This window comes from Furfurilactobacillus curtus (genome assembly GCF_054657915.1).
This window is the reverse complement of record NZ_BAAHXU010000001.1, coordinates 709,910-736,091: the sequence shown is the minus strand read 5'-3', so window position 1 is coordinate 736,091 and position 26,182 is coordinate 709,910. Positions and strand designations below refer to the sequence as shown.

At 43.9% G+C, this 26,182-nt stretch carries 22 protein-coding genes and 1 other annotated feature; of the genes, 14 read left to right on the top strand and 8 right to left on the bottom strand.

Going from position 1 to position 26,182, the window contains the following annotated elements:
* Nucleotides 1-10 precede the first annotated feature (10 nt).
* On the top strand, nt 11-310 hold the full coding sequence (locus ACYQ0Y_RS03770; protein WP_407883683.1) for a glycine cleavage system H family protein: 300 nt from the start codon (nt 11-13) through the stop codon (nt 308-310).
* 153 nt (nt 311-463) lie between these two features.
* Here the strand turns inward: ACYQ0Y_RS03770 and ACYQ0Y_RS03765 are convergent, their stop codons facing one another.
* A complete protein-coding gene (locus ACYQ0Y_RS03765) occupies nt 464-1,177 on the bottom strand; it encodes a gamma-glutamyl-gamma-aminobutyrate hydrolase family protein (RefSeq protein ID WP_407883681.1) in 714 nt (237 codons plus the stop codon).
* A gap of 295 nt (nt 1,178-1,472) precedes the next feature.
* Here ACYQ0Y_RS03765 and ACYQ0Y_RS03760 point away from each other — a divergent pair, with 295 nt between their 5' ends.
* The 5 genes from ACYQ0Y_RS03760 to ACYQ0Y_RS03740 all read left to right on the top strand — a co-directional run bounded on the left by ACYQ0Y_RS03760 (nt 1,473) and on the right by ACYQ0Y_RS03740 (nt 6,247).
* Nucleotides 1,473-2,456: a DUF2785 domain-containing protein gene (locus ACYQ0Y_RS03760; protein WP_407883679.1), complete on the top strand. Its 984-nt coding sequence runs from the start codon at nt 1,473-1,475 to the stop codon at nt 2,454-2,456.
* 200 nt (nt 2,457-2,656) lie between these two features.
* A complete protein-coding gene (locus tag ACYQ0Y_RS03755) occupies nt 2,657-3,790 on the top strand; it encodes a D-alanine--D-alanine ligase family protein (protein ID WP_407883677.1) in 1,134 nt (377 codons plus the stop codon).
* A gap of 246 nt (nt 3,791-4,036) precedes the next feature.
* Nucleotides 4,037-4,603, top strand: a complete 567-nt coding sequence (locus ACYQ0Y_RS03750; RefSeq protein ID WP_407883675.1) for a DNA-3-methyladenine glycosylase I — start codon at nt 4,037-4,039, stop codon at nt 4,601-4,603.
* 200 nt (nt 4,604-4,803) lie between these two features.
* Nucleotides 4,804-5,322: a GNAT family N-acetyltransferase gene (locus ACYQ0Y_RS03745; protein WP_407883673.1), complete on the top strand. Its 519-nt coding sequence runs from the start codon at nt 4,804-4,806 to the stop codon at nt 5,320-5,322.
* A 52-nt stretch (nt 5,323-5,374) separates the two neighbouring features.
* Nucleotides 5,375-6,247, top strand: coding sequence for a helix-turn-helix domain-containing protein (locus tag ACYQ0Y_RS03740; protein WP_407883671.1), 873 nt, complete (start codon nt 5,375-5,377; stop codon nt 6,245-6,247).
* A gap of 109 nt (nt 6,248-6,356) precedes the next feature.
* On the opposite strand, the gene ACYQ0Y_RS03735 is transcribed toward ACYQ0Y_RS03740, so the two are convergent.
* The 7 genes from ACYQ0Y_RS03735 to ACYQ0Y_RS03705 all read right to left on the bottom strand — a co-directional run bounded on the left by ACYQ0Y_RS03735 (nt 6,357) and on the right by ACYQ0Y_RS03705 (nt 12,696).
* The gene (locus tag ACYQ0Y_RS03735) at nt 6,357-6,848 is read right to left on the bottom strand and encodes a universal stress protein (RefSeq protein WP_407883669.1); all 492 of its coding nucleotides are present in this window, start codon (nt 6,846-6,848) and stop codon (nt 6,357-6,359) included.
* Between the two features lie 152 nt (nt 6,849-7,000).
* A complete protein-coding gene (locus tag ACYQ0Y_RS03730; RefSeq protein WP_407883667.1) occupies nt 7,001-7,282 on the bottom strand; it encodes a hypothetical protein in 282 nt (93 codons plus the stop codon).
* A gap of 337 nt (nt 7,283-7,619) precedes the next feature.
* A complete protein-coding gene (locus tag ACYQ0Y_RS03725; RefSeq protein ID WP_407883665.1) occupies nt 7,620-8,927 on the bottom strand; it encodes a replication-associated recombination protein A in 1,308 nt (435 codons plus the stop codon).
* Between the two features lie 66 nt (nt 8,928-8,993).
* Complete coding sequence (locus ACYQ0Y_RS03720) at nt 8,994-9,464, bottom strand: YueI family protein (protein ID WP_407883663.1); 471 nt, start codon at nt 9,462-9,464, stop codon at nt 8,994-8,996.
* Between the two features lie 176 nt (nt 9,465-9,640).
* A complete protein-coding gene (locus ACYQ0Y_RS03715) occupies nt 9,641-11,059 on the bottom strand; it encodes an NAD-dependent succinate-semialdehyde dehydrogenase (RefSeq protein ID WP_407883661.1) in 1,419 nt (472 codons plus the stop codon).
* A 364-nt stretch (nt 11,060-11,423) separates the two neighbouring features.
* Nucleotides 11,424-12,032, bottom strand: a complete 609-nt coding sequence (rpsD, locus tag ACYQ0Y_RS03710; RefSeq protein WP_407883659.1) for a 30S ribosomal protein S4 — start codon at nt 12,030-12,032, stop codon at nt 11,424-11,426.
* A 199-nt stretch (nt 12,033-12,231) separates the two neighbouring features.
* Nucleotides 12,232-12,696, bottom strand: a complete 465-nt coding sequence (locus ACYQ0Y_RS03705; protein WP_407883657.1) for a GAF domain-containing protein — start codon at nt 12,694-12,696, stop codon at nt 12,232-12,234.
* Nucleotides 12,697-12,860: 164 nt separating this feature from the next.
* Here ACYQ0Y_RS03705 and ezrA point away from each other — a divergent pair, with 164 nt between their 5' ends.
* The 8 genes from ezrA (at nt 12,861) to ACYQ0Y_RS03665 (ending at nt 26,048) form a co-directional block, all read left to right on the top strand.
* Nucleotides 12,861-14,582 carry a septation ring formation regulator EzrA gene (ezrA, locus tag ACYQ0Y_RS03700; RefSeq protein WP_407883655.1) on the top strand — a complete coding sequence of 574 codons (1,722 nt, stop codon included), beginning with the start codon at nt 12,861-12,863 and terminating at the stop codon, nt 14,580-14,582.
* A 208-nt stretch (nt 14,583-14,790) separates the two neighbouring features.
* The gene (locus ACYQ0Y_RS03695; RefSeq protein ID WP_407883653.1) at nt 14,791-15,939 is read left to right on the top strand and encodes a cysteine desulfurase family protein; all 1,149 of its coding nucleotides are present in this window, start codon (nt 14,791-14,793) and stop codon (nt 15,937-15,939) included.
* A 17-nt stretch (nt 15,940-15,956) separates the two neighbouring features.
* A complete protein-coding gene (gene thiI / locus ACYQ0Y_RS03690) occupies nt 15,957-17,174 on the top strand; it encodes a tRNA uracil 4-sulfurtransferase ThiI (protein WP_407883651.1) in 1,218 nt (405 codons plus the stop codon).
* A 48-nt stretch (nt 17,175-17,222) separates the two neighbouring features.
* Nucleotides 17,223-18,197 carry a LacI family DNA-binding transcriptional regulator gene (locus ACYQ0Y_RS03685; protein ID WP_407883649.1) on the top strand — a complete coding sequence of 325 codons (975 nt, stop codon included), beginning with the start codon at nt 17,223-17,225 and terminating at the stop codon, nt 18,195-18,197.
* A 274-nt stretch (nt 18,198-18,471) separates the two neighbouring features.
* Nucleotides 18,472-19,830 (top strand): SLC45 family MFS transporter, encoded by a 1,359-nt coding sequence (locus tag ACYQ0Y_RS03680; RefSeq protein ID WP_407883647.1) that lies wholly within the window; start codon nt 18,472-18,474, stop codon nt 19,828-19,830.
* Nucleotides 19,831-19,875: 45 nt separating this feature from the next.
* Complete coding sequence (locus ACYQ0Y_RS03675) at nt 19,876-22,128, top strand: glycoside hydrolase family 65 protein (protein WP_407883645.1); 2,253 nt, start codon at nt 19,876-19,878, stop codon at nt 22,126-22,128.
* A gap of 243 nt (nt 22,129-22,371) precedes the next feature.
* Nucleotides 22,372-22,869 carry a thiol peroxidase gene (gene tpx / locus ACYQ0Y_RS03670; protein ID WP_407883643.1) on the top strand — a complete coding sequence of 166 codons (498 nt, stop codon included), beginning with the start codon at nt 22,372-22,374 and terminating at the stop codon, nt 22,867-22,869.
* 237 nt (nt 22,870-23,106) lie between these two features.
* Nucleotides 23,107-23,323: a binding site (T-box leader), on the top strand.
* Between the two features lie 61 nt (nt 23,324-23,384).
* Nucleotides 23,385-26,048, top strand: a complete 2,664-nt coding sequence (locus ACYQ0Y_RS03665; protein ID WP_407883641.1) for a valine--tRNA ligase — start codon at nt 23,385-23,387, stop codon at nt 26,046-26,048.
* Nucleotides 26,049-26,182: the final 134 nt, after the last annotated feature.

Here is a 26,182-nt window from a genome sequence, read left to right as displayed (position 1 = left end):
GGATCTATCAATGAACGAAGCAGAAAAGTACTTTTGGACTAAACCCGATGGTGATGTCGTTCGTCTGGGACTTACGAAAGACGCTCAAGATGAGTTAGGCAACATTACCTATATCGATTTGCCTAAACCAGGTAGCCAAGTGCAAGCGGGTGAGACGTTTGCTAGTATGGAAGCTGAAAAAGCGGTTTCTGATATGCCGAGCCCAGTAAGTGGCAAAGTGGTCACAGTCAATCCGGCGTTAAAAGATGGTCCGGATGCCTTAAATGGTGATTGGGATGACGCTTGGCTGTTAACTTTGAGCCAAAAATAACGGTGATTGGTTTCCTAATTGATCAGGACTAGCGGTCGTGAACTTTATTTAAATAACAAAAACAAACGACCTTGCTTACCGTGACTCGGTAACAAGGTCGTTTGTTTTTGCGTCAGAACCTTTAATGACGTGGCAATTAGGCGTCTGGCAAGGTTAGATCTGAGCAACAAATTTTTCAAACAAATGGGCCGCTTGTGGGTTTGAGGTGGCCATCATTTCAGGATGGAATTGAACACCAATAATTTGTCTATTTTGATCCTCGACCGCTTCGATGACGCCATCAGCCGCAGTAGCGGTGATTTTAAGGCCGGAAGCGGCAATTTTAACCGCTTGATGGTGGAAAGAATTGACAAGACCGGTCGTTCCCCAGATGCCCTCAATAAAGCTGCCTGTTGCGGTTGAAATTTGTTGAGTAGGTGTTTGCCAAGCAGTGGGATACTGGTTATGGCCTAGCGCATTGGGCAGTTGAGTCGTTAAATCTTGATAGTTAGTGCCACCCAATGTTGCGTTGATGATTTGAATACCACGGCAAATCCCTAAGATGGGCTTATGAGCATCGATCGCTGCCAAAATGAGTGCTTGTTCAAAAACATCCCGATCCCAATCGTTGAGCCCATTTTGGGGAATTGGATCCTCATTGTAAAGCTGTGGGGAGACGTCTTGGCCGCCGGTTAAGACTAGTGCATCAATTCTACTTAGGTAGTTTTTTGCGAGATTCGGTGCACCGATTGGCAAAATTAATGGGAGCGCGCCAGCGTTGGATAAAGAGGCGACGTAGTTTTTTTGAGTATAATCCACGTAGTTGTTTTCAAAATGTTGGCTGATACGGATTAGATGGTTTGAGCCAATGCCAATAATAGGTTGCATAACTAAACTCACTTTCTTAAAAGAGGATGATTCCAGTATAACCCGTTAACTGAAACGAAATGTCAAAAATGCTCGCAACATTTATCTTGACTTTGTTTCACGTTTATTTTGTTGTTAAAAAGCTGATATTCGATTAATTACCAGCCCTCAGTTAACAAATTCTGATTTGTGACGATTGCGAAAATGGATTGTCAGTTTGTCATTGATTTATTAAGCAGTATGGATAAAAGTTGCTTCTTAGCCGAATGGTCGGTAAGATGAGCGTGACTGTAAGCTTGTGACAAAGGAGAAACTGATGACTGATGAATTAAAAGAAGTTAATGAAGTACGTGAACATTTAATCGATTTAAGGCAGCAGGTACAGGCTGGAAGTGTGCTGCAATCATTAGGTAATCGCCTCGGACAAATCTTGGATCAATTGCCAGTTAATGAGGCAACGTTGGTCAATTTGCCCGATGATCAAGACGGTATCAAAGCGCTAATTGAGACGCTGAACCAGTCGGTACGTAAGCCCGATCAATTTTCAGTCTCTGATGAGCAATTATTAGCGCTTGTGAACCATTTGGGATCTCCTGATCGTGACATTCGCGATCAAGGCATTTATTATTTTTTTAATGACGCGCTACAGCGTCATGTGTTGAGTGAGTCACAATTAAAATTAGTTTTCAATGCCTTGCTGCAGGACCGCATTCTGTTCAGTCATATTACTGAACCAACGAATGATGGGATCTTTGGCAGATCGTTTGCGATCCTAATATTATCCATTTTGTTATATGCAGATAGGGTCGACGAACAGTTCTTGACACCGGCAATGATTGATCGGCTGGTTATTCAAACAATGACCTACTTGGCTTTGGAAAACGATGCGCGTGGTTTTGTAGGAACTCAGGGCTGGGCGCATGCTTATACCCACATTGGCAATTTGTTAGATGAATTAGCCGAAAGCCCAATTCTTTCACGAGCGGATAAAGTATTACTAATGGTCGAATTGATTCAAAAATATGCGCGCCTAAAGATGCCGCTTATTTTTGGTGAGGATCGACGATTGGCAATGTATTTTAATACCATTTTAAATAAGAACGAACTATACGTGCAGACTTTCTTACATGAGTGGCGATTTTGGCGAGCACAGATTGGCATGGCAAGTGCGCCAACAGAGGAAAAACAATGGCACGGACTCTTCAACCGTTCACGTTTAGTTTTAGCAATGGCGGTGCAAGATGACTTACCAGAAGCAGTTGCAGAAATGATTACCGCAGAGATTAATTTTTTGACGTGATGGATGTAGTACATCAGTTTTAATTTTGGTCTAAGTCGATGCAGGCTGTGTAAAGAACAGATGAACTTAATACTTGTTGTATATAGCAACAATCATCAAAATTCATCAAAAAGCTTCATTTTGACAGCCATTGTTGCCGTCTGGTATACTCAAGTTTCTATTAAGACGGACGGAAAAAATGAATCGAGGATGGTAGAACAATGACGAACAAGAAATTGCACGTTGCCTTACTATTTGGTGGAAACTCCTCAGAACATGATGTTTCTAAACGATCGGCCCATAATATTTATGATGCGATGGACAAGGACAAATACGAAGTTAGTTTGTTCATGTTTACTAAGGATGGCGTCTTGTTGGGCAATGAAGCTTCTCATCGAATTTTCAATGGTGAACCTGAAGAGCAGGTTGTTGCTGAAGCACTGCCGAAGATTGACCAACATAATCCATTAGCGCCATTGCAGGCGTTAAGCGAGGTTAAGGATATTGATCTGTTTTATCCGGTTATTCATGGAAATCTTGGTGAAGATGGAACCATTCAAGGGCTGTTTAAACTCCTGAGGAAGCCTTACATTGGTAGCAACGTACTAGCTTCAGCGGTGTCTTTTGATAAGGACATGACGAAGCGAATTTTAACACAAGCGCATGTCCGTAACACGGAGTATGTGGTGATTACACCAGAAAATAAGGACGCGATGGATTACGAGTCGGTTGCCGCTAAAATTGGTCGGGTTATGTTTCTTAAACCGGCTAATCAAGGCTCATCTGTTGGTATTCACAAAGTTAGTAATGCCGCTGAATTTGATGCCGGATTAGCCGATGCATTGCAGTACGATTTTAAAGTCTTAGCTGAGGAAGCGATTGATTCACCACAGGAAATAGAAATTTCTATTTTAGGAAATGAAAAGCCGCGCGCTTCAAAGCTGGGAGCAGTTCGTGTTCCGCAAAGCGATACATTCTACGATTATAATAATAAATTTGTTGATGCGAGCGGCGTGGTTTTCGAATTACCGGTCATTTTACCGGACAGTTTGGCTAACGAAATTACGCAAATGGGATTGGATGCCTACGTTGCTCTTGGCCTTAAAGGTTTAGCTCGCATTGATTTCTTAGTTTCACGCGATGGCGTGCCATATTTGAGTGAGCCAAACACATTGCCTGGCTTTACCAACATCTCTTTATATCCGCAATTGTGGGAAGTTTCGGGGATCGATTATGCTAGCTTGATTGACGAAATTATTGATTATGGGTTGGCAGAATTCAAACGAAATGAGACGATCAGTTTTGCCTTTACTGAGTTAGGCTCCGAACATATTGGTGAAAAACGCTATAATTAACTGTTGGCGATCTTGTCGACGGGCGTAACTTCGGCTAATTTGTCGGGTAGTTACAACAAGGATCTCTATTTCCAAACTTTTGGAAATAGGGATTTTTTTGGTCAAGATTGCTTCTTGATATCGCTGATTAGTGGATTTTCACATTCCCGTTGCAATTTTTGATTACGCATTGTCCGAATGGTCCACGTTCATTTGTCGATCAATCGCGTATATAGAGGTATGAGATAAAGAGGGAGTTGGCAAGCGATGAAGCGATGTGCTTGGGCGATGAAAACGCCACGTCTACAACAATATCACGATGATGAGTGGGGCGTGCCACAGTATACAGATCAAGGATTGTTTGAAATTTTGGGATTTGAAATTTTTCAGGCTGGTCTCTCGTTAGACTTGGTGCTCCAGCGACGCTTAACCCTACAAAAGGCATTAGTCAATTTTGAAATTGATCAATTGGCGGGGTTTAGTGAACAACAGCAGCGCAATTTTTTGACCAATCCGGCCGTTATTCGAAATCAGCAGAAATTGGAAGCCGTTATCCATAATGCTCGTCGGTGGCAAGCTCAGCAGTTGCATGGATTCTCGCCGGCCGATCAGTTGTGGTTTTTGCAACAGCAGTGCCACGCGTATGTTGATCGATTATCCGTCAGCACCGAAGATTTGTTCACTGAACAAACGTGGCAATTATTTGATTCTTGGGGATTAGTCAGGGTTGGACCGGCGACTGTCCAGTGGTTTCTTCGTGCGGCTGGGTTTGTTAATGGTCATGAAGCAAATTGCGATCGATTTGAAAACCAGATGATCGGTCCATACCACTAGACGAATTTCACAAAACATGCGAAAATGATATAGGCAAAAATCATCAGACTCATATTAGCTTAATTCGTTCTGACACACGGATTTATGATTATTGATGATTGGATAAAATTGTGATTGGTGTACGGATTTTAAATCACAAAGTTTCGGCCGTGTTGTAGGAAAATAACTGGCGAATATTATTTGGAAGAAGGCGTTTACGTTTGGCAGCATTGACATTAAGATTAGCAACCCCGACTGATTTAGAAGAAGTGATGAACATCATCGAAGCGGCACAACGTTTCATCGCGCAGCAGGGATTTAATCAATGGCAAGATGGCTATCCAGCGCAAACAGATATGTTGGCAGACATTATGGCACAGCGATTATATGTGCTGACCGATCAAATTCATATCGCAGCCGTGGCTGCTGTCCTTGTGGGGGTTGATCCAAACTATCGGTTGATTGAAACCGGCAGTTGGTTAAGCTACGGACGGCCATATGCAGCGATTCATCGTGTAGCTGTTGGAGCGGCCTTTCGCGGTCAACATGTGGGTGAGCAGCTGTTTTCCGCCTTAGTTATGCAATTGCGACAAACACATCAGGTTGCCAGCTTGCGCGTTGATACGCACGAAGCTAACCAAAGTATGCAGCATTTGATTACCAAAGTTGGCTTTATCAATTGCGGCAGGATTTATATTGATGGTGTTGCACCTCGATGCGCTTATGAATTGATCTTGTAATCAGTTAATTTACTTGCTGTGCCTAGTTCACTCCGGAATGGGGCAAGAGAGAATGAAAATTTTAGGGATGCGTGTTCGCGCCTATCGTAAAGCTAAGGGCATGTCGCAAAATGATTTGGCAAAGAATATTTGTACGCAGGCGACAATTAGTTTAATTGAAAAGCGGAATAAAATTCCGAGTATGCCAATTCTGCTGAAAATTACGGCACGGCTGGGCATTACAATTGATGACATTATTGTTGAGGAAGATGGTCAAATTGCCCAAGTATTTCGAAAAATTGGCAGTGATCTGCACGCTGGTCACTATCGTAATGCCGAAAAAAAGCTCAACACCGTTAAATTTAAGAGTTTGAACGAGGTTGATGAGAAGAAAGCTTATTATTACTATCATGGCGAATTGCAGCTCATTAACCATGCAAGTCCAGATGAGGCAATTTTCAGTTTTAGTATGCTCCTTGATGCGTTTGGCACTCAGGTCAAAGATATGTATAAGGTGATGGGAAAACTGGGACTAGGGCTCGCCTATGACAAGAAAGGTGCGCCTGATAAGGCAATTATGCTGGTTGAACAAGCCTTGGAAGCTTTGGATGGATTTGAAGTGAATAGCCATGACCAGGTCGTCGATCAAGTGTATACGTTTTTGCGAGCGGCTCGATTTTTCCAACGAGCGAATAAACATGAACGTGCGTTAAAACTACTCAAGCAAGCGATCAAATTAAACGAAATGCACCATTGCATCTTCTTATTAGAGGATTTGTATGAATCTAAGGCAGTTAGCCAGGTAGAGTTGGCTGATCGTGAGAATGCGCAACGAAGTCTTTATATTGCATACAGCTTAGCAATGGTCACTAAAAATCCTCGACGAATTGCTAGTATTGCAGATAACGCTCAAAAATATCAAATCCCACCGTTATCGCTGGTATAGCGGTGACAGCAGGATTAAGTGAAAAAGTTCAAGCAAAAAAGCTGTCAATTTTGACAGCTTTTTTGCTTGCTCACTGGGTAGTAGAGTCGTGTTCGGTAGAAAGTAGTCGTTATTTGGAAGCCGCCGCGCCATCCTTCACAGAAATGGCCTGGTTACTCAGATCAGTACGAACAACGAGCACATCACAAATGGCGGCTCGGGTCACATATTCAGTCACGGACCCAATTAATAAACGTTCAACTGCATTAAGCCCAGTTGCGCCAATCATGATTAAATCCGTCCCTAATTCCTTGGGGACGTCTTGGGCGATAATTGATTTCGGGGCGCCATATTCAATGGAATATTCACATTGAATATCGGCAGCTTTTGCTTCTGCTGCATATTTATCAAGCGTCTTCTTGGCGGTCTCCGTGACTTGTTCAACCATCGTGGTGTCAAAACTAGAAATGTTTTGGAAGGCGCGGGTATCAACAACGTGGAGTAAATGCAACTGGGCATCATCACCGTTACGTTGCGTGACAGCGACGGCCTTTTTAAAAGCTAATTCTGCTTCACGAGACCCGTCGATGGGAACCAAGATCCGTTTGTATTGTTGTGCCATAAGCTTCACTCCTTTTTATGTCTCAAAGTAGGTTGAAAATAACCGCATGGGTGATTCAATCGCTTTGCGGCATACTCTTTTCTTACACCTTCATTCTACTTTAACCTTGAAGGAAACGAAAGTGAAAGCGCTGCAAAAGTTAGTTTTATCTCTTATGATCGATTCATGAGCTGAACTAACATTAGTCCTAAAGCCATGGTTGATAGACTACCCAAGATTAAGGCAATAATCATGATGATGAAGTTGAAGATGCCTGCAATTGACAGAAACCCGACAATCGCCAATTCAATTGCCCAAAAACTGACTAGGCGTGCTATTGCCGGTTGGCTGACCGGATCAAAAACTAAAAATGGACGTTGCCGATGGTGCCATAAATAAGTGCTAATGAAAAAAAGGACAGCGGCGAAGACTAGCATAAGAATTTTAATGGCCATAAACTGACTCCTAAAAAGATTTAATATCATTATAACAATAGAAAAGCGTCATTCTCTAGGAGAATGACGCCACAAAGTATGCACTTTGTTGAAAACTGGTGGTGCCGACAATCGGCTCTTCAGAGTTGGCCCGCGACAACGCAGGTGGGCACATCGATTAACGCGTTTGATTACCAAGAGAAAAGGCTTATCATCAACGTTACTAGCGTCGTGCCCAAAGTAGTAAGACTGTAAGGCAACACTGTAAGTTGAGCCTTGCGTACACCTTAGATTTCAAGATCAGCATAGCATGAAAGCGATAGCGACGCAATTTAAAACCCTGGCGAATTTGGTGACTTTAATTTTTTTTAGCATCTGAGTGATCATCGGCTAACGGGTGGCCGGAAGCGGCCATTAGTCGGCGATATTGTTCATCAAGGGCATTTTCAAAGCGTCCGTTTGTTTTCGGGTGATAATATTGTGCTGTGGCTAAGTTGGCCGGTAAGTAACTTTGTTTGACCCAATCCCCAGGGAAATCATGAGGAAATTGGTAATTAGTCCCATGGCCTAATGCTTTGGCTCCTTGGTAGTGAGCATCTTTTAAGTGCGCAGGAATTTCTCCGCTATGGCCAGCAGTTATATCTGCGATTGCAGCCGTGATCGCTAAATTGCCAGAGTTAGATTTAGGCGAAAGTGCCAATTCAATAACGGCATCTGCTAATGGAATTTGGGCTTCTGGTAGGCCGAGTTGTTGAGCAGCCGTGACTGCACTAACCGTTCGGGCGGCAGCCGCGGGATTTGCTAATCCGATATCTTCATAGGCGATGACTAGCAAACGTCGACAGATACTGATTAGATCTCCAGCCACCAATAAACGACTCATGTAATGCAACGCTGCGTTGACATCTGAGCCTCGAATTGATTTTTGAAAGGCTGAGATGACGTCATAGTGGGCATCACCATCCTTATCAGCCGAAAGCGCCTTTTTCTGGAGGCACTCTTCAATAACGGCTAGAGAAATTGTGGTCGTGCCTTGCTTATCTGCCGGCGTTGAGCGAACCGCGAGTTCCAAGGCATTTAAAGCGCTTCGTAAATCACCGTTGGTTGCAGTCACTAAATGATAGCGTGCATTGTCATCTAAATGGATTTTTGTTTGACCCAAACCATTTGTTTTATCTGACAAGGCTCGATCAATTGCTGTACTAATATCAGTCGGTGTCAGGGGATATACTTCAAAAATTTGTGTGCGTGAACGAATCGCTGGATTGATGTTGATGTAGGGATTTTCAGTAGTTGCCCCGATCAAAATAATGGCGCCACTTTCCAGCAAAGGTAGCAGGAAGTCCTGCTTTGTTTTGTCAAGACGATGGATTTCATCCAGCAGTAAAACGACGGTGCCACTCATTTTAGCTTCTTCAGCAACAATTTGAAGTTCCTTCTTACCGTCGGTTGCGGCGTTTAACATTCTAAATGCATACTTAGTTGAGCCAGCGATTGCGCTGGCAATACTCGTCTTGCCAGTACCGGGAGGACCATATAGGATCATTGAAGATAGCATTTTTGCAGTGACCATTCGATTGATAATCTTGCCAGGGCCGACCAAGTGTTGTTGGCCCACAATTTCCTCAATCTTTTGTGGACGCATGCGATATGCGAGGGGTTGCATAGCAAATTTAACCTCCTAGTTAAAAAGAACCCCTTTTAACCGGTCTGGTTAAGTTGGGGGGATAATTTATTGATTAAATAACCGTTGCCAAAAGCTAGGCTTTTTACTTGATTTTGTATTGGTAGGCGATTGTGGGTGTTTAGCAGCGACGTCAATCGGACTAACATCGACGGCCGCTTTTGCGGTGATGACAAGGGCTAAATCGGCATCATCGGTGCCATATTGAGGGTCATTTTTAATCGTAAAAGCAACAGCATGCATCGTTGCAGCGCGAATATAGGGGCCCAGTGTATCCTGACCAAGATTACCATTTAAAAGAATCGTATTGTTTTGCTCATCTTGTTGTTCTAACTCTGTCGTAAAGGCATCTAGGTACTGGCCACTTTTTAATTCGGCAACAGACATGGAAAGTGTCACGCGCTCACGAAATGTCCCCAGATAGTGGCGCTGTTCATCAGGATTTACTTTTGGTGCGCCGTAGATGGCATTGGACAAACGTTGATTAGGATCAACGTTTTGATCAGATTGATCAGACATATGGCGAACCTCCCTCAAATAGTTGTTCATCGGTGAGTATACCATAAATTCAAGCGATTCAGGCAAATCTAACTCGTGAACTTGACCATAAAGCAAAACAACAAAACCCCAGTTACCAGCTGAGATTTTGCTGTTTTGTTTAGACTTGAGTTTCACCTAAATTGTTATCTTATTAGCTACAGATATTTTGCTGGGGCAACAAGGCCACCGAATTCATTGTCATTTGGGGCATCACGTTTAACAACTAACTCCTGATTTGCAAAGCTAAGAATGCCACTTTCGCCCATTTCACGGCCATATCCAGATAACTTAACACCGCCAAATTCCAACTCAGGCAGAGTAGAGAAGAAGGTGTTTACAAAGACCATGCCAGTTTCAATCTGCGAAGCGATTTTAGCACCACGTTCTTTATTACCGGCAAAGACGATCCCCCCAAGACCAAGTTCAGAGTCGTTAGCTAATTCAATGGCCTCTTGGTCATCTTTAACTTTATAAACCATTGCCACTGGGCCGAAGAATTCTTGATAGTAGGCCGGATTATCCTTGGTGATATCGGTTAAAATCGTTGGCAGGAAGAATTGGCCGGTTGAGTCAACAGGATCATGGCGGAAGTAAAGAGTGGCGCCAGCATCGATGGCAGCATCGACTTGTTGCTGGAGCTTTTCTTTAGCCCGAGCAGAGGACATTGGTGCTAATGTGGTCTGAGGATCCATTGGATCGCCCAGCTTGGCATTGCCAAAAGCCTGCTTCAAAGACGTTAAAAATTCATCATAGTGATTTTCAGTCACAATGAAGCGTTTTGAAGAAGTACAGACTTGACCACAATTGTATAACCGCGCGCGAGGTGCGATGGCATTAACTTGAGTCATGTCAGCATCACTAGCGACAACGAACGCATCCGCGCCGCCCAATTCCATCGTGTTTTTCTTCAGATTTTTTCCAGCTGCTTCCGCTACGGAACGGCCACCCCGTTCGGATCCGGTGAGTGCGACGCCAACAATGCGTTTGTCGGCGATCACATCAGCAACCTGATCGTAAGATAGAAATAAATTTGCGAGCGCATCGACTGGCGCACCAGCTTCAATGACAGCTTTTTCAAAGGCTAGTGCGGCACCCGGAGTGTTCGCCGCATGTTTATAAACGATCGGATCGCCAACCGCATAGTTTGGAGCGAAAATTCGCATCATTTGATAATAAGGAAAATTCCATGGTTCAACGGCCAATAAAACCCCTAGGGGATGATTTTCTAATTGCGCTTCGCCAGCAATCGATTTGATCTGACGAGGGGCTAGCAGCCGTTCGGCGTTTTTAGCGTAATATTCGGCGATGTCTGCACAAAGCAGTACTTCGCCTTTAGCTTCGGTGAATAGCTTACCCATGTCGGTTGTTAATACCGTCGCTAGTTCGTCGACTTGGTCACGAAAGAGATCGGCCAATTTTTGTAGGGCCGCAGTCCGACTGCTGACTGGATCATTACGCCACTGCTTGTAACGAGCTTGCGCATTTGCCAACGCTTGTTCAATATCGGCGTTAGTTGCATTTTCATAGGTGTGAATTGTTTTGTTTGTATAAGGATTAATGGTTTGATAAGCCATGATCTGCCTCCTGGTGGTTGCCTGTGATTGAAATCGCTTACATAATGGATATTGTAATGACAGCTCTGACAGAATACTAGCAAAAGGCTTGTGATTTGGTGAATGATCAGCGTTGTTTAAGATTTGTCTAGGGGTGGTGAGGGGCCAAATCGGATGAAATGAGCTACAGTTGGTAGATTCAGATCTAATCGTCTTCACCGAAAAGCCAGCTAGTTGCGCTTGAATATCAGCGAACCGATCTTAACCGGCAACGTAGTGAATTGATGATAGTGGGGTAGGTGGCTTACGAGGAACCAATACTGACACCATCCAACAAAAAAGCAACCTCAACGGATTGAGGTTGCTGCAAAATAGTGTATTTAAATTACAACTTGTTGTAGTATTCAACGATCAGTGATTCATCGATATCAGCATCGAGATCTTCTCGTTCTGGTAAACGAATCAAGGAACCCTTTAAGTTGTCGGCATCAAATTCAACATAAGCTGGGCGACCAACAACTGCTTCAACAGCAGCTTGGATAACAACCAACTTCTTGGATTTGTCGCGAACAGCGATTTCTTGGCCAACTTTGACTTCATAAGAAGGAATGTCAACACGCTTACCATCGACAGTGATATGACCATGATTAACAAGTTGACGAGCCTGACGACGAGTCGTGGCCAAGCCAAGACGGTAAACCATGTTATCAAGACGACGTTCCAATAAAATCAGGAAGTTCGTCCCATGAGTCCCTTTACGAATTTTGCCAGCTTTAACGAAAAGATTAGCGAATTGACGTTCACTCATTCCGTAAGTGAAGCGAAGCTTTTGCTTTTCACGTAGTTGCGTCCCATATTCAGAGATTTTACCACGACGGCCTTGACCGTGATCACCGGGTGCATAAGGACGACGAGAAAGTTCTTTACCAGTACCTGAAAGAGAAACGCCCAAACGACGTGAAATCTTCCAGGAAGGTCCTGTATAACGTGACATAAATAATGTCCTCCAAAGATTTTGTTTGGAGTAAAAAATGCGAATTATAGGCTCGGTATTCGTGCAGCTTGTTTTTACCAGGTTCACCGGAGCAGCCCCGGGTACTAGTTGAACTCATGCTTAACGCATCAGTACCAAGCTGTTGACGAGCTTACCACCTACTGCTGCAAATTTTACAACTAAAATAGTATACCGTGGTTTAAACGGTTGTGTCAAGGTGGGCCACCATCACTTCAGCAACTGCCTCTAAGTCTCGTTGATCTTGTTCAGTAAAACGAGCCAGTGTTGGCGAGTCTAAGTCGATGACACCGACCACTTGATTATTTTTAATGAGTGGCACGACGAGTTCTGAATTACTTTGTGAATCACAGGCGATATGGTCGGCAAATTCATGAACATTGTCTATGCGTTGTGATTGCTTCGTCGCTAATGCAGTTCCGCACACGCCGCGGCCATTTTTTATATGCACACAGGCAACGTTGCCCTGAAACGGACCTAGGCGTAATTCATCGGCATCAGCGTGATATAAGTAAAAACCGGCCCAATTTAGATCAGGGAGAATCTGCTTAAGTAGTGCAGAGGCATTGGCCAAGTTAGCAATATTATCGTGTTCGTCGGTTAGCAGGGCATCAAGTTGTTGGGCAAGTAAAGTGGTTACTGGCATAAGAACCTCCGAGAAATTTAATAAAGGATTGGTAAAGTCATCGAAACGTAATCTAAAGCAAAAAACGCGCTATGCTATACTTTTCGTTAGTAGTAGAGTTTACGGACTTTTCTATTAAAATCAAGTCATGAGATCGTATTGGACAAACGGGGCGGACATACATAATGGTTCAAGTTTTAATCGGTATTATCATATTAGCAGTTATTCTATACGGATCAGTCTTTATCTTTCAGCGGTTTACAACACGTAAAATTCGTAATGTACGCGAACAGGTTAACGTGCTGAAGCAGTTACCGTTGGGTCAAGATATTGAAGCAGGTCACCAAATGAGCCTGACGGGACAGTCATTGACCGCATTTAATGCCTTAGTTGATGAGTATCAACAGGTTAATGAAAAGACTTTCGACGATCTAGATCATTTGATTGATCAGGTTTTATTTGATGTTCGAGGAATTAATTTTGTTAAGACGAATCGGGAGCGTCACCAAGCCGAGGCATTGTTAACCGAGGCGAGTGATCATTTTGATCACGTTCGTAGTGGGCTAGCCGAGTTAAAGAAAGTTGATGGGGAACATCGGGCGGCAGTGGCTCGGTTAGAAAAAAAATATCAGGACTTACGTAAGGTATTGCTATCACAGAATTTAAGCTTTGAACCAAGTATCGATCGACTCGAACAGAACTTAGCCGACTTAGAAGCACAATTTGATGAATTCACCACCTTGTCCCAGCAAGGAGATCATGTGGCGGCGCAAAAAGTTCTAGATACCTTAACTTCTGGCACCACAGCCTTGGAGAATTTGATTGAAACAATTCCGCCACTATATGCGGATTTAAAAACAGGTTTCAATGAACAACTGATGGATATTAGTGATGGTTACCAGCAAATGACTGCCGATAACTATGTATTTGGTAATTTAGACCTACCAGGACAAATCAATCGTGTTCGCAGCGAAATTCAAATGGCAACTAAGCAATTAACTAATCTTGATTTAGCAGCAGTTAGCGCGGCTAATCATAATATAGAAGTGCAAATTGATGATTTGTATAGCGTGTTGGAGACTGAAGTCACTGCTCGACCAGCGGCTGAATCGCAGCAAAATGAACTGCACGACTTTTTAACTCATGCAGAGCGACAAAATCATGCGCTGCAGGTTGAACTTGATCGCTTGAGTCAAAGTTATGTTCTTAGTCAGGGCGAAATCGAGGAAGCCCAAGGGTTAGGAGGTCGCTTGCGCCAAGTGACTGAGCAAATTCGGCACGAGGATAACGCTTTAACGTCACATACTGACAGTTATTCTAATATTGTCAGTCGGCAACGAGAATACTTGCAAATATTGACGGATATTGAAGCGCAACAGCGAACGATTAATGATGGTGTTAAGAATTTAGGGCAGGATGAAAAGAACGCTCGGAAACGTTTCCAACAGTTTGATAATCAGATGCATACATTAAAACGGCAAATTGAGGCCTTGAACTTGCCGGGTCTTCCCCACGATTATTTGGATTACTTTTATGTGGTCAGTGATGAAGTTGATAAGTTAGGGCGGGATTTGAGCCAAACGCAAATTAATATGGAGGAAATTTCCAAGCAATTGATTATGATCCAGGCTGATTTGGGTACGTTAAATGAAAAAAGTCACGACTTGCGTGATAGTGCATTATTGGCTGAGCAACTTTTGCAATATGCTAATCGCTACCGTAACGCTAATGAACAGATGGCAACTGCCAGCCAACGCGCACAACGATTGTTTGATCACGACTTTAAGTATGCCGATGCGTTAGAAATAATGGCTTCTGCATTAGATACTGTTGAGCCAGGTGCTTACCAACGAATTGAGAACAACTATTATGGCAACTCAACGACGACTGATAGCACAGACAAATAACGGTTGACAATTGATGTAGAATTTAAAACGCGATCCCTCGATACCCATTGAATGGTTTGACGACTGCTTAACGGGTACCGAGGGATTTTTTGCGGTAATCCTTCATGGATGGATTCAGGGTTTGAGTAGGTGACTCTGACAAAACGTGCTATACTATTGCAAGTTTTCAATCCGAGTCGAACCGAATTTTAAACGAAGAAGGGACAACATGATTTATTTTGATAATAGCGCGACAACTCAAGTTGATGCGTCTGTTTTAGCGACATATACGAAAGTGAGCCAATCGATATGGGGAAATCCGTCCTCACTGCATAATTTTGGTGAGCAAGCGTATCAACTACTTGAACAATCACGCCAACAAATTGCGGACCTATTAGGTGTTAATCTCAGTGAGATTCTGTTCACTAGTGGTGGTACGGAGGGGGATAATTGGGTGGTCAAAGGAACCGCTATGGAAAAGCGAGCCTTTGGTCGGCATATTATTACATCTTCTGTAGAACATCCAGCCGTGCATAATTCGATGGAACAGTTAACTCAACTTGGGTATGAGATTACTTATCTACCGGTAGATGATGAGGGGCGAGTTAGCGCAGCTGATTTAAAAGCAGCGATTCGACCGGATACGATTTTAGTGTCGGTTATGGCTGTCAATAATGAAGTCGGAAGCATTCAGCCGCTGCAAGAAATTGCAAATGTACTGAAGGATTACCCAACCATTCACTATCACGTGGATGCTGTCCAAGGAATCGGTAAGGGCATTGCTGACTTGATTTTCAATGACCGCGTTGACTTTATCACCTTTTCGGGGCATAAATTTCATGCACCTCGTGGGATTGGGTTCATTTACGCACGTGCTGGTAAACGGTTAGCCCCGCTGATGACAGGTGGTGGTCAAGAACGTAATCTGCGCAGTGGGACAGAAAATCTACCTGCCATTGCCGGGATGGCACGGGCACTACGCTTGTTGTTGGAAAATGAGTCAACTAATGTGGCCAGTGAACGAGCTGTTCGTGAGCAAATTTTGCACCATATTCAAACATTTTCTAAAGTAACTGTCTTCTCCAAAGACAATGATCATTTTGCGCCCCACATTTTGTGTTTTGCCATTGCTGGCGTGCGTGGTGAAACAATCGTGCATGCGTTTGAAGATCGAGATATTTATATTTCGACGACCAGTGCCTGCTCTTCAAAGAAGCATTTGGCATCCAGCACGTTAAGCGCCATGAATGTGCCAGACGATCTATCTACTAGTGCTGTGCGTGTGAGTTTAGACGAACACAACACCTTGGCTGAGGCAGATCAGTTTAACAAGGTCTTTGATGAACTGTATGAACAATTCAAAAAAATCAATTCATAATTGAAGGAGGCGACCCTATGAATTACGATGAAATTATGGTCCGTTATGGTGAATTATCTACTAAAGGCAAGAATCGTAAGTCATTTATTGATCGACTAGGTAGCAATGTTCGCAATGTCTTGCATGATTACTCAGAAGTAAAGGTGCACCCAGACCATGATCGGATGCACTTGACTCTTAATGGCGCAGATGCCAGCGGCGTGATGGAACGGCTTAGCCACGTGTTTGGGATTGAAAACTATTCACCATCCGTTAAGGTACCTTTGGATCAAACAGCAGTGGATGAACAGGCCATTGCGATGATGGCAGAACAATATGAACCGGGCATGACATTTAAAATTGATACTCGACGATCTAACCATCAATTTGCCTTAAGCACCTATGAAATGAATGATCATCTTGGCGGCGTTTTGTTAAATGCTTTTGCTGGGCTACAGGTTAAAATGAAGCAGCCGGACATTACCATCCGTGTAGAAGTCCGTAACAATGGGATCTTCTTGTCTAGCCAAACCTTTGAAGGCGCAATGGGGATGCCAGTTGGAACAGCTGGTAAAGGGATGATGATGTTGTCCGGTGGGATTGATTCACCAGTTGCCGCTTACCTAGCAATGAAGCGGGGGGTTCAAGTGGAAATGGTTCACTTTTTCAGCCCGCCATACACTAGTCAGCAAGCATTGGACAAAGCGATGGAGCTGACAACTAAATTGACCGCATATACCGGTAAGATTCGATTTATTCAAGTACCATTTACCAAGATTCAAGAAGAAGTTAAGGACAAAGTTCCAGAAGGGTACTTGATGACCGTTCAACGACGGATGATGCTTCGGTTGGCGGTGGCTTTAGCAATCCAGCGTCATGGCTTGGCCATTTTTAATGGCGAATCACTCGGTCAAGTTGCTTCTCAAACGATGGAAAGCATGTTGGCCATTAATGACGTGACAACGATGCCAATTTTACGGCCGTTAGTCTCGATGGATAAAAATGAGATTATTGACATTGCCAAACAAATTGATACATTTGACTTATCTGTTTTACCATTTGAAGATTGCTGTACAATTTTTGCACCACCTTCGCCTAAAACCAAGCCTAACCTTGAACGAACGCGTGAATTTGAAAAACGCATCGACGTAGAAGGTTTGATGGCAGAGGCTTTGGCCGGTGTCAAAATGACTGACATTAAATCTGGTGAAACATTCTTGAATCAACAAGCTGATGTGTTTGCAGAGCTCTTGTAAACTATTTGAGTTCAATGATTCATAACTTTGATGAAGTAGGCTGATTTCATGATTACAATTCGCGACATTGCCCGTGAGGCTGGGGTTTCAGTCTCAACGGCTTCCCGCGCTCTGAACAATAATCCGCGGATATCGATGGCGACCCGTCGTAAAATACAATCATTAGCAAGTCGATTGGGTTATGTACCTAACTATAATGCTAAGAGTTTAACCTTGGGCGAAGCTAACGTGGTGGGGGTTATTTTTCCGCCAAACCAAGCCAGCGATCAGGATAATCCATTCTTTATTGACGCTCTGCGAGGCATAAATACGGTTTTGACGGCCCGCCAATATGTGTTGTCAATTGCCATTGGGCAACAGCCTGAAGACGTGCTTGCTAATGTGGTTGCCATGGTAGATCAAGCCAAGGTCAAACGTTTTATTTTGCTTTATACGCATGCGGATGATCCGGTCGCTGATTATTTACGAGTCGCTGGACTGCGCTTTGTGATTATTGGTCGGCCCAATCGGGAACATGATGATGATTTTGTCGATAATGACAACGTGGCGGCAGGGGCCGCGGGGGCCGCGTATTTAATTGATCGATTGCATGCCAATCGCCCAGTCTTTGTGCGTTCGAGTACGAATTGGACCTATGAGCAGAATCGATTCACCGGTTTTCAAAGTATTGCGCAGAAACGAGGTGTACCAGCACCTTATGTAATCCTGAATCAAATTTCTGAACCTGAGCGGATTCAAAGTTGGCTTAAAGACAATCCCCAAATCGATGGTGTACTGGCGACTGATGATCTATTAGGAACAGCCTTTTATCAGCAGTGGCAACAGGTTTATCCTGATCGAACGATTCCAATTGTTGGCTACAACCGATCATCAGCGATTCCGTTGCCTAATGAAAATTTTCACTCGATTGACTTGTATCCAGAAAAATTAGGTGCAGCAGCAGCAGAACTCGTTTTCCGCGCTCACTCGACTGAAGCTGGGCAAGAAAACTGCATTATTCTACCATTTGAACCTTTACAATAGTTTGACTTGCTTTCAAATAACCAAGCATCAATATCCCTTTCAAGGGATGTTGATGCTTTTTTGTTTAGGCATGTCAGTATTTTAGTTGGTTCAATTTAACTAAATGATGCGCTCATTATTGACTTTGGCGGTTAAACGAAAGAAAAATATAAAAAGTTTGTGCAAACGGTTGCATTTAAGTGGAAGCGGTTTCATAATAGAAGCTATTGATTGGTACTTATTTTGATAAACAGTGTGTAAGTGGCTGCTTATTTATTTACGGAGGGAAGCAAGCATGTCAGAAGATAAATCAACTGAGACAACGCCGAAGCAGCATAAACTGCCGGCGCTGCCTGCTAGCACCATTTGGATGATTAGTTTTGGTTTTCTTGGGGTTCAAATGGCCTTTTCATTGCAAAGTTCTAACATGGGCCGGATTTTTCAGACGATTGGCGCTGACCCAACTCGCTTAGGTGCGTTCTTCATTTTGCCACCATTGGCTGGGTTAGTGGTTCAACCTTTAGTTGGCTATTACTCGGATCGTACCTGGATGCCAAAGCTTGGGCGACGCATTCCTTATTTACTAATTGGGGCGGTCGTCGCTGTGATTGTGATGTGTCTATTGCCTAATGCAGGGAGTCTTGGCTTTGGTTATGCATCTGCTGCAGCATTATGGTTCGGGGCGATTACGATTTTATTCATGGATTTGTCCAGTAATGTGGCGATGCAACCCTTTAAGATGATGGTCGGAGATATGGTCAATGATCAACAAAAGGGGTTTGCCTACGGGGTTCAAAGTTTCTTATCCAATACGGGCGCCGTATTAGCTTCGATTTTTCCATTCTTACTCACGGCAATTGGGGTCGCCAACACTGCTAAAAAAGGGGTGGTTCCTCAATCCGTGGTGGTATCATTTTATGTTGGCGCAATTATTTTAATCATTTGTAGTTTATTCACTGTTTTTCGTGTCAAAGAGTATGACCCAACCACGTATGCTCGCTATCATAATATTGATGTGAATGCGAACAAAGAAGGCGGCGGCATGTTTCATTTGCTGGCTAAAGCACCGCGGGTCTTCTGGACGGTCACGGTTGTTCAATTCTTCTGCTGGATGGCCTTTCAATATTTGTGGACTTATGGGACTGGCGCGATTGCTAAAAATGTGTGGCAAGCCATCAATCCAGCCAGTGCTGGCTATCAGGCCGCTGGGAATTGGTTTGGGGTGATGTCAGCGGTACAGTCTATCGCTGCAGTTATTTGGTCACTGGTTATTTCTCGGGTACCAAATAACTTACACAAGCAGGCTTACTCATTAGGACTGGGTTTAGGTGCGATTGGCTTTGTCTCTGTTTTCTTTATCCATAGTCAAGGAATGCTGTTCGTATCCTTTATCTTAATTGGCATCGCTTGGGCTTCAATGATGGCATTCCCATTCACGATTTTAACCAATGCATTATCAGGAGCCAACATGGGAACTTATTTAGGTCTCTTCAATGGCTCGATTTGTTTGCCACAAATCGTGGCCAGTGTTGCTAGCTTTGGTATCTTCCCACTACTAGGGTCTTCAATGCCAACCATGATCTTAGTCTCAGGTATTCTAATGGCTGTCGGTGCGCTATCGGTTGGAATCGTTCATGAAACGTATGCAGAATAAAAACTGATCATTGGTCAGTTGGATTTTGAAAGGATGATTAGTGTTATGAAACAAACATTTGCAGTTGAGCCTTGGCATGTGGTAACACATCAATTTGCCCCAGAGGACAAACGGTTACAGGAGTCCATGACCAGTTTAGGCAACGGCAATATGGGGTTGCGTGGCTTTTTTGAAGAAGATTATTCTGGTGATACCTTACCAGGTATTTATATTGGCGGTGTCTGGTATCCGGATAAGACTCGAGTAGGTTGGTGGAAAAATGGCTACCCAGCTTACTTTGGTAAAGTGATCAACGCGGTTAATTTCATCAAAGTCAATGTGCTGATCAATGGGGAAAAATTGGACTTGGTCACTGATACGATTAGTGATTTTGACTTAGACCTTGATATGCAACGATCGACATTGACGCGTTCGTTCGTTGTGACGAAAGGTGATGCAAAAGTTGCTTTAACGTTTGAACGGTTTGTAAGTGCGGCTCAAAAGGAACTGGTGGTGCTCAGAGTTAACGCTAAAAACGTTGGTCATACTGCGACTAATATTACCTTTGCATCAGCTTTAGATGCTAATGTTCAAAACGAGGATGCCAATTATGACGAGCGGTTCTGGGACGTTTTGGCAACGACGGGTGACACGACAACTGGTGAAATCATTTCGCGGACGAAGCCAAATGACTTTGGTACCCCACAATTTACTGTTGGCATGACCATGAGCAATACTGCAACCTTGCCAGCAGCATCAATCGATGCTGCCGAAAATGAGGTCGTCAATGGTTTTGCTGGTCAACTCGAACCCGGGCAGAATGGTACGTTAGAAAAACGGGTGATTGTGGTTTCATCACGAGACTATGACGATCAAGTTGCATTAACTGCCGGTATGCATCGGTTACGCGATCAAGTTAGTCAAACTAGTTTTGACGACCTATTGCAGGCTCACGTCGCTGTTTGGGCGCAACGTTGGTCAAAGAGTGATGTGACTATCGAAGGGGACGTCGCTGCGCAACAAGGCATTCGGTTTAATCTATTCCAACTTTTTTCGACCTATTATGGTGAAGATTCTCGGTTAAATATCGGACCAAAAGGCTTTACTGGTGAAAAATATGGTGGCGCAACCTATTGGGATACCGAAGCTTTTGCGATCCCTGTCTACTTGGGGGTTACGGATGCCACAGTCAGCCGCAACTTACTGATGTATCGTTATCAGCAACTGGATGGTGCCTTTCATAATGCTAAGATGCAAGGTCTTGCTGGCGCATTGTATCCAATGGTGACGTTTGATGGAATTGAATCGCATAATGAATGGGAGATTACGTTTGAAGAAATTCATCGTAATGGTGACATCGCCTTTGCGATTTACAACTATACACGCTATACCGGTGATACCAGTTACGTTGAACACGAAGGTAGTGAAGTTTTGACTGCAATTAGTCGTTTTTGGGCCGACCGGGTACACTTTTCCAAACGCAACCAGCAATATATGATTCATGGTGTTACTGGACCAGACGAGTATGAAAACAACGTGGATAACAATTGGTATACCAACTATTTGGCCCAGTGGACTTTGCGGTATACATTAGCGATTTTAGAGCAAGTTGACGCTGATCAGGCCGCTAAACTTAACGTTGGCAGCGACGAAAAGGTGCACTGGCAAGATATTGTTGATCGGATGTATCTGCCGCATGATGATGAGTTAGGGATTTTCGTGCAACACGACGGCTTTTTGGATAAAGATATCGAACCTGTGAGTGCTATTCCTGCAGATCAACTGCCAATTAACCAACACTGGTCCTGGGACAAAATCTTGCGGTCTCCTTACATCAAGCAGGGAGATGTCTTGCAGGGGATTTGGGACTTTATTGAAGACTTTACGCCAGAACAAAAGAAAGCTAATTTTGACTTCTACGAACCATTAACGGTTCATGAATCGAGCTTGTCTGCGGCAATTCATTCCATTCTGGCAGCCGACCTTCACGAAGAAGACAAGGCAGTAGAAATGTATGAACGGACCTCACGGTTAGACTTAGATAACTACAATAATGATACCGCGGATGGATTGCACATTACATCGATGACTGGGAGCTGGTTAGCTATTGTCCAAGGCTTTGCGGGGATGCGGGTTCAACACGACCAATTATCCTTTGCACCATTTTTGCCAAAGAAATGGACTAGTTATACCTTCCGGCAATTGTTCCGTGGGCGGTTAATCGAAGTTCACGTAGATCAGAACGATACGCGGGTTAAATTGATCACCGGTGACCCATTAACGATCATGGTGCACGATCGACCAGTTGAACTTGCTTAAAATAGCGAGCTATGAAATTTAGTGACAAAGCATCGTCTTCTAACTGAGAGACGATGTTTTTGTGTTACTTGGCGAATGATTCGGGGCCAAACTTCCGCCAAGTGCTTCTTGATGGGAAATTAGGCGATTTCCTTTACTTAGCAGTCAAATAGGTTAGAATAAAGCGCAAAGCGACTCAATATTGGCGTTTGATTCGTGAGATTTGTTAATGACTGATAATGACAAAGAAATGGAGTGGTCTCTGTGGAAATCGTTGCAAATGACGTAAATGTTCAACTTATCGGCGAACCATTAGCGGTAGGTGATCCATTACCGCACTTTAAAGTGTTTAACGCCGATAACAGTAAGGTTAAAATGGCCGAATTGACTGGCCGACCGCTGGTGATTAGCGTGGTACCTGACTTAAATACACCTGTATGTTCCGCGCAAACCCGTAAGTTTAACCTTGAGGCTGACCAACATTCAGATATTCGGTTCATAACGATTTCTAAGAATACCCCAGCTGAACAAGCTGACTGGTGTGCCGCTGAAGGGGTTAAAAACCTGACAGTCCTTTCTGATGAAGAAGAATCATTTGGTTATGCGACTAAGTTACTCATTCCTGATCTGGATGTTTTGGCCCGGGCTGTTTACATTATGGACGCACAAGGAACTGTCGTTTATCGGCAAATTGTGGCCAATATTGGTGATGAACCAGACTATGCAGGAGCCATTGCTGCGTTAGCGCAGTTCCAACAGTAAGTGTCCCGCCTTCAATTTGTTATGACGACTCCTTTTGGTAGGGACGCGGGTTGTTAGAACTAATTTATGGCATAGTCTGCACTTGTTATCGGATGATTTTTTTCATCCATACGCGCCATTACGGCTTACCGCTTACTTAAGACATTATCGCTGACGATCGGCAGACACCTGTTTCACAGTGAGGTTGGTCTTGACGCATCGTCATGAACAGCTTATGATTAAACAAATTAAAAACCAGTAAATGCGGTGCCCGAGAGAGTAGGATAATTCAGACTTTCAGCAAGCCGACGGTGATGAAAGTCGGTAGCCTGGTTATGACGAAGGTAACTTGGAAGCAATGCTGCTCAATATCTGTGAAAAGATGATAGGCGGTGTCGATTCACGTTCGTTACACGTGCTAAGTGGGGTATTTATGGCCCAATTTAGGTGGTACCGCGAGTTAATCGTCCTAATGTTGTGTTAGGGCGATTTTTATTTTGGTTTTAAAAATGACTGAATTGAAAGGGAATGATGAAATGGCAAAGGATTTACCGACTAAATATGATCCGAATCAGGTAGAAGAGGGACGCTACCAAAAGTGGCTGGACGAAGGGCTGTTTAAACCCTCAGGTGATCAGACCGCAAAACCCTATTCAATTGTGCTACCACCGCCTAATGTTACGGGAAAGCTTCACTTAGGCCACGCATGGGACACAGCGTTACAGGACATGTTAGTGCGATATAAGCGGATGGAAGGCTATGACACGTTGTGGGTTCCAGGGATGGACCATGCGGGCATTGCGACCCAAGCTAAGGTGGAGGCTCGATTACGTGAACAGGGACTAACCCGGTATGATCTAGGCCGCGATAAATTCATTCAACAGGTATGGGATTGGAAGGATGAATATGGTAAGACCATCCATAAGCAATGGGCTAAGCTGGGACTTTCAATGGACTACAGCCGCGAACGTTTTACCCTCGACGATGGGTTGTCAGAAGCCGTTAAAAAGGTCTTTGTTACTCTGTATGAAAAGGGTCTGATTTATCGTGGTGAGTATATTATCAACTGGGACCCGCAGGCGCGAACGGCATTATCTGATATTGAAGTTATTCACGAGGATGATAAAGGGGCCTTTTACCATGTGAAATATCCCTTTACGGATGGCGCCACGTTTGATGGTAAAGATTATATTGAAATTGCCACAACCCGACCGGAAACCATGTTTGGTGACGTAGCTGTGGCCGTTCACCCGAGCGATGAGCGGTACAAAAATTTAGTCGGCAAACACGTCAAGGTGCCATTGGTCGATCGAGAAATACCGATTATTGCAGATGAGTACGTTGATCCAGAATTTGGTACAGGGATGGTTAAAATCACGCCCGCTCACGATCCTAACGATTTTCTCGTGGGGAATCGGCATGATCTAAAACGAATCAATACGATGAACGAAGATGCAACGATGAATGAAAACGCCGGCAAATACAACGGTATGGATCGATTCGACGCGCGGATTGCAATTGTCAAAGATCTGCAGGCCGGTGATTGGATGTTGAACATCGAACCCATTACTCACTCGGTGGGACATTCAGAGCGGACTGGTGTACAGGTTGAGGCTCGTTTATCAACCCAATGGTTTGTCAAAATGAAACCACTGGCCGATCAGGCGTTGGCACATCAGAAGACGGATGATAAGGTTTCGTTTTGGCCAGCACGCTTTGAAGATACCTACGAACAGTGGATGGAAAACGTACATGATTGGGTCATTTCTCGACAGCTATGGTGGGGACATCGGATTCCTGCTTGGTATAATAAACAAACGGGCGAAACTTACGTCGGGATGGAAGCACCAACGGATGCAGAAAATTGGGAACAAGATCCGGACGTGTTAGATACCTGGTTTAGTTCAGCACTGTGGCCTTTTTCAACAATGGGTTGGCCTGACGAATCAGCTCCTGACTTTCAGCGTTATTTCCCAACGGATGCGTTAGTGACTGGTTATGATATCATCTTTTTCTGGGTCTCACGAATGATGTTCCAGTCAGTTGAATTCACGGGTCATCGGCCGTTTAAGGATGTATTGATGCATGGGCTCATGCGTGATTCACAAGGTCGTAAGATGAGTAAGTCGCTTGGTAACGGGATTGACCCAATGGATGTCATTGATCAATACGGTGTCGATGCAATGCGGTGGTTCTTAGCGACGGGATCAACGCCAGGACAAGATGTTCGGTACGATTCAACGAAGCTTGATTCGGCTTGGAATTTTATCAACAAGATTTGGAACGCCAGCCGATATGTCATTATGAATTTAGGGGACATGGAAGCACCTAAACTGCCGCCAAAATCGGAGTGGAACTTGGCTGATCGCTGGATTTTAAATCGCCTCAATCAGACGACGGCCGATGTCCACCGATTATTTGATAAATATGAATTTGGTGAAGTGGGCCGCGCGTTGTATAACTTCATTTGGAACGACTTTTGTGATTGGTACATCGAAATGACTAAAGAAGTTCTATCCGGGAATGATGAGGCGGCTAAGCAAGCAACGCAAAATGTTCTGGGGTATGTGTTGGATCAGACCTTGAAATTAATGCATCCGATCATGCCATTTGTTACTGAGGCTTTGTGGCAAGAGATGCCACACCAAGGCAAATCAATTATGATCGCCGATTACCCAATCGTGCATGATGAATTGGCAGATAATCAGGCTCAAACAGATATGAGCAAATTAATTGAGCTGATTAGCGCGGTTAGAAATATTCGTGCGGAGGCTAATGCCCCAATGAGTAGTGCCGTTGATTTGCTCATCAAAACGAACAGTGCTGATTTGAAAGATTTGTTGATTAACAATGAAGAGTTTGTTGCCCGATTCTGTCACCCACAAGAATTAAAAATTGGCGCAGATGTCGTCGCGCCAAAATTGGCCATGTCAGCGATTATTACAGATGCAGAAGTTTATATGCCACTTGCTGAACTGATTAACTTAGATGACGAAATTGCTCGCCTGGAAAAAGAAGTCGGGAGTCTGCAGCAGGAGGTGAACCGTTCTGAAAAGAAGCTAGGCAATGAGCGCTTTGTCAAAAATGCGCCTGTTGAAGTGGTTGAACAAGAACGTGCCAAACAAGTGGATTGGCAACAAAAATTGGCAGCGGCTAGCAGCCGACTTTCCGCTGTGAAGGCTAGTCGAGAGGCTAAATAAATGTTAACGGTTATCTGAGTTATGCGAATGTAACGGACCCCTATCTCCCAAAATTCGGGACCAGGGGTCTTTCGTTTTAAAAGTCAGCAAAATAACTTATAGTTACATTTGGTAGGCACGCTGGATCTTAAGTA

Excerpts from the sequence above, each read along its gene's own strand:
- rpsD (WP_407883659.1), bottom strand. The coding sequence starts at position 12,032 with ATGTCACGTTATACAGGACCTTCCTGGAAGATTTCACGTCGTTTGGGC.
- ACYQ0Y_RS03705 (WP_407883657.1), bottom strand. The coding sequence starts at position 12,696 with ATGCCAGTAACCACTTTACTTGCCCAACAACTTGATGCCCTGCTAACC.
- ACYQ0Y_RS03695 (WP_407883653.1), top strand. The coding sequence starts at position 14,791 with ATGATTTATTTTGATAATAGCGCGACAACTCAAGTTGATGCGTCTGTT.
- ACYQ0Y_RS03730 (WP_407883667.1), bottom strand. The coding sequence starts at position 7,282 with ATGGCCATTAAAATTCTTATGCTAGTCTTCGCCGCTGTCCTTTTTTTC.
- ACYQ0Y_RS03715 (WP_407883661.1), bottom strand. The coding sequence starts at position 11,059 with ATGGCTTATCAAACCATTAATCCTTATACAAACAAAACAATTCACACC.
- ACYQ0Y_RS03765 (WP_407883681.1), bottom strand. The coding sequence starts at position 1,177 with ATGCAACCTATTATTGGCATTGGCTCAAACCATCTAATCCGTATCAGC.
- ACYQ0Y_RS03685 (WP_407883649.1), top strand. The coding sequence starts at position 17,223 with ATGATTACAATTCGCGACATTGCCCGTGAGGCTGGGGTTTCAGTCTCA.
- ACYQ0Y_RS03665 (WP_407883641.1), top strand. The coding sequence starts at position 23,385 with ATGGCAAAGGATTTACCGACTAAATATGATCCGAATCAGGTAGAAGAG.
- ACYQ0Y_RS03760 (WP_407883679.1), top strand. The coding sequence starts at position 1,473 with ATGACTGATGAATTAAAAGAAGTTAATGAAGTACGTGAACATTTAATC.
- thiI (WP_407883651.1), top strand. The coding sequence starts at position 15,957 with ATGAATTACGATGAAATTATGGTCCGTTATGGTGAATTATCTACTAAA.
- ACYQ0Y_RS03755 (WP_407883677.1), top strand. The coding sequence starts at position 2,657 with ATGACGAACAAGAAATTGCACGTTGCCTTACTATTTGGTGGAAACTCC.
- ACYQ0Y_RS03735 (WP_407883669.1), bottom strand. The coding sequence starts at position 6,848 with ATGGCACAACAATACAAACGGATCTTGGTTCCCATCGACGGGTCTCGT.
- ACYQ0Y_RS03720 (WP_407883663.1), bottom strand. The coding sequence starts at position 9,464 with ATGTCTGATCAATCTGATCAAAACGTTGATCCTAATCAACGTTTGTCC.
- ACYQ0Y_RS03675 (WP_407883645.1), top strand. The coding sequence starts at position 19,876 with ATGAAACAAACATTTGCAGTTGAGCCTTGGCATGTGGTAACACATCAA.
- ACYQ0Y_RS03750 (WP_407883675.1), top strand. The coding sequence starts at position 4,037 with ATGAAGCGATGTGCTTGGGCGATGAAAACGCCACGTCTACAACAATAT.
- ezrA (WP_407883655.1), top strand. The coding sequence starts at position 12,861 with ATGGTTCAAGTTTTAATCGGTATTATCATATTAGCAGTTATTCTATAC.
- ACYQ0Y_RS03740 (WP_407883671.1), top strand. The coding sequence starts at position 5,375 with ATGAAAATTTTAGGGATGCGTGTTCGCGCCTATCGTAAAGCTAAGGGC.
- ACYQ0Y_RS03680 (WP_407883647.1), top strand. The coding sequence starts at position 18,472 with ATGTCAGAAGATAAATCAACTGAGACAACGCCGAAGCAGCATAAACTG.
- ACYQ0Y_RS03770 (WP_407883683.1), top strand. The coding sequence starts at position 11 with ATGAACGAAGCAGAAAAGTACTTTTGGACTAAACCCGATGGTGATGTC.
- ACYQ0Y_RS03725 (WP_407883665.1), bottom strand. The coding sequence starts at position 8,927 with ATGCAACCCCTCGCATATCGCATGCGTCCACAAAAGATTGAGGAAATT.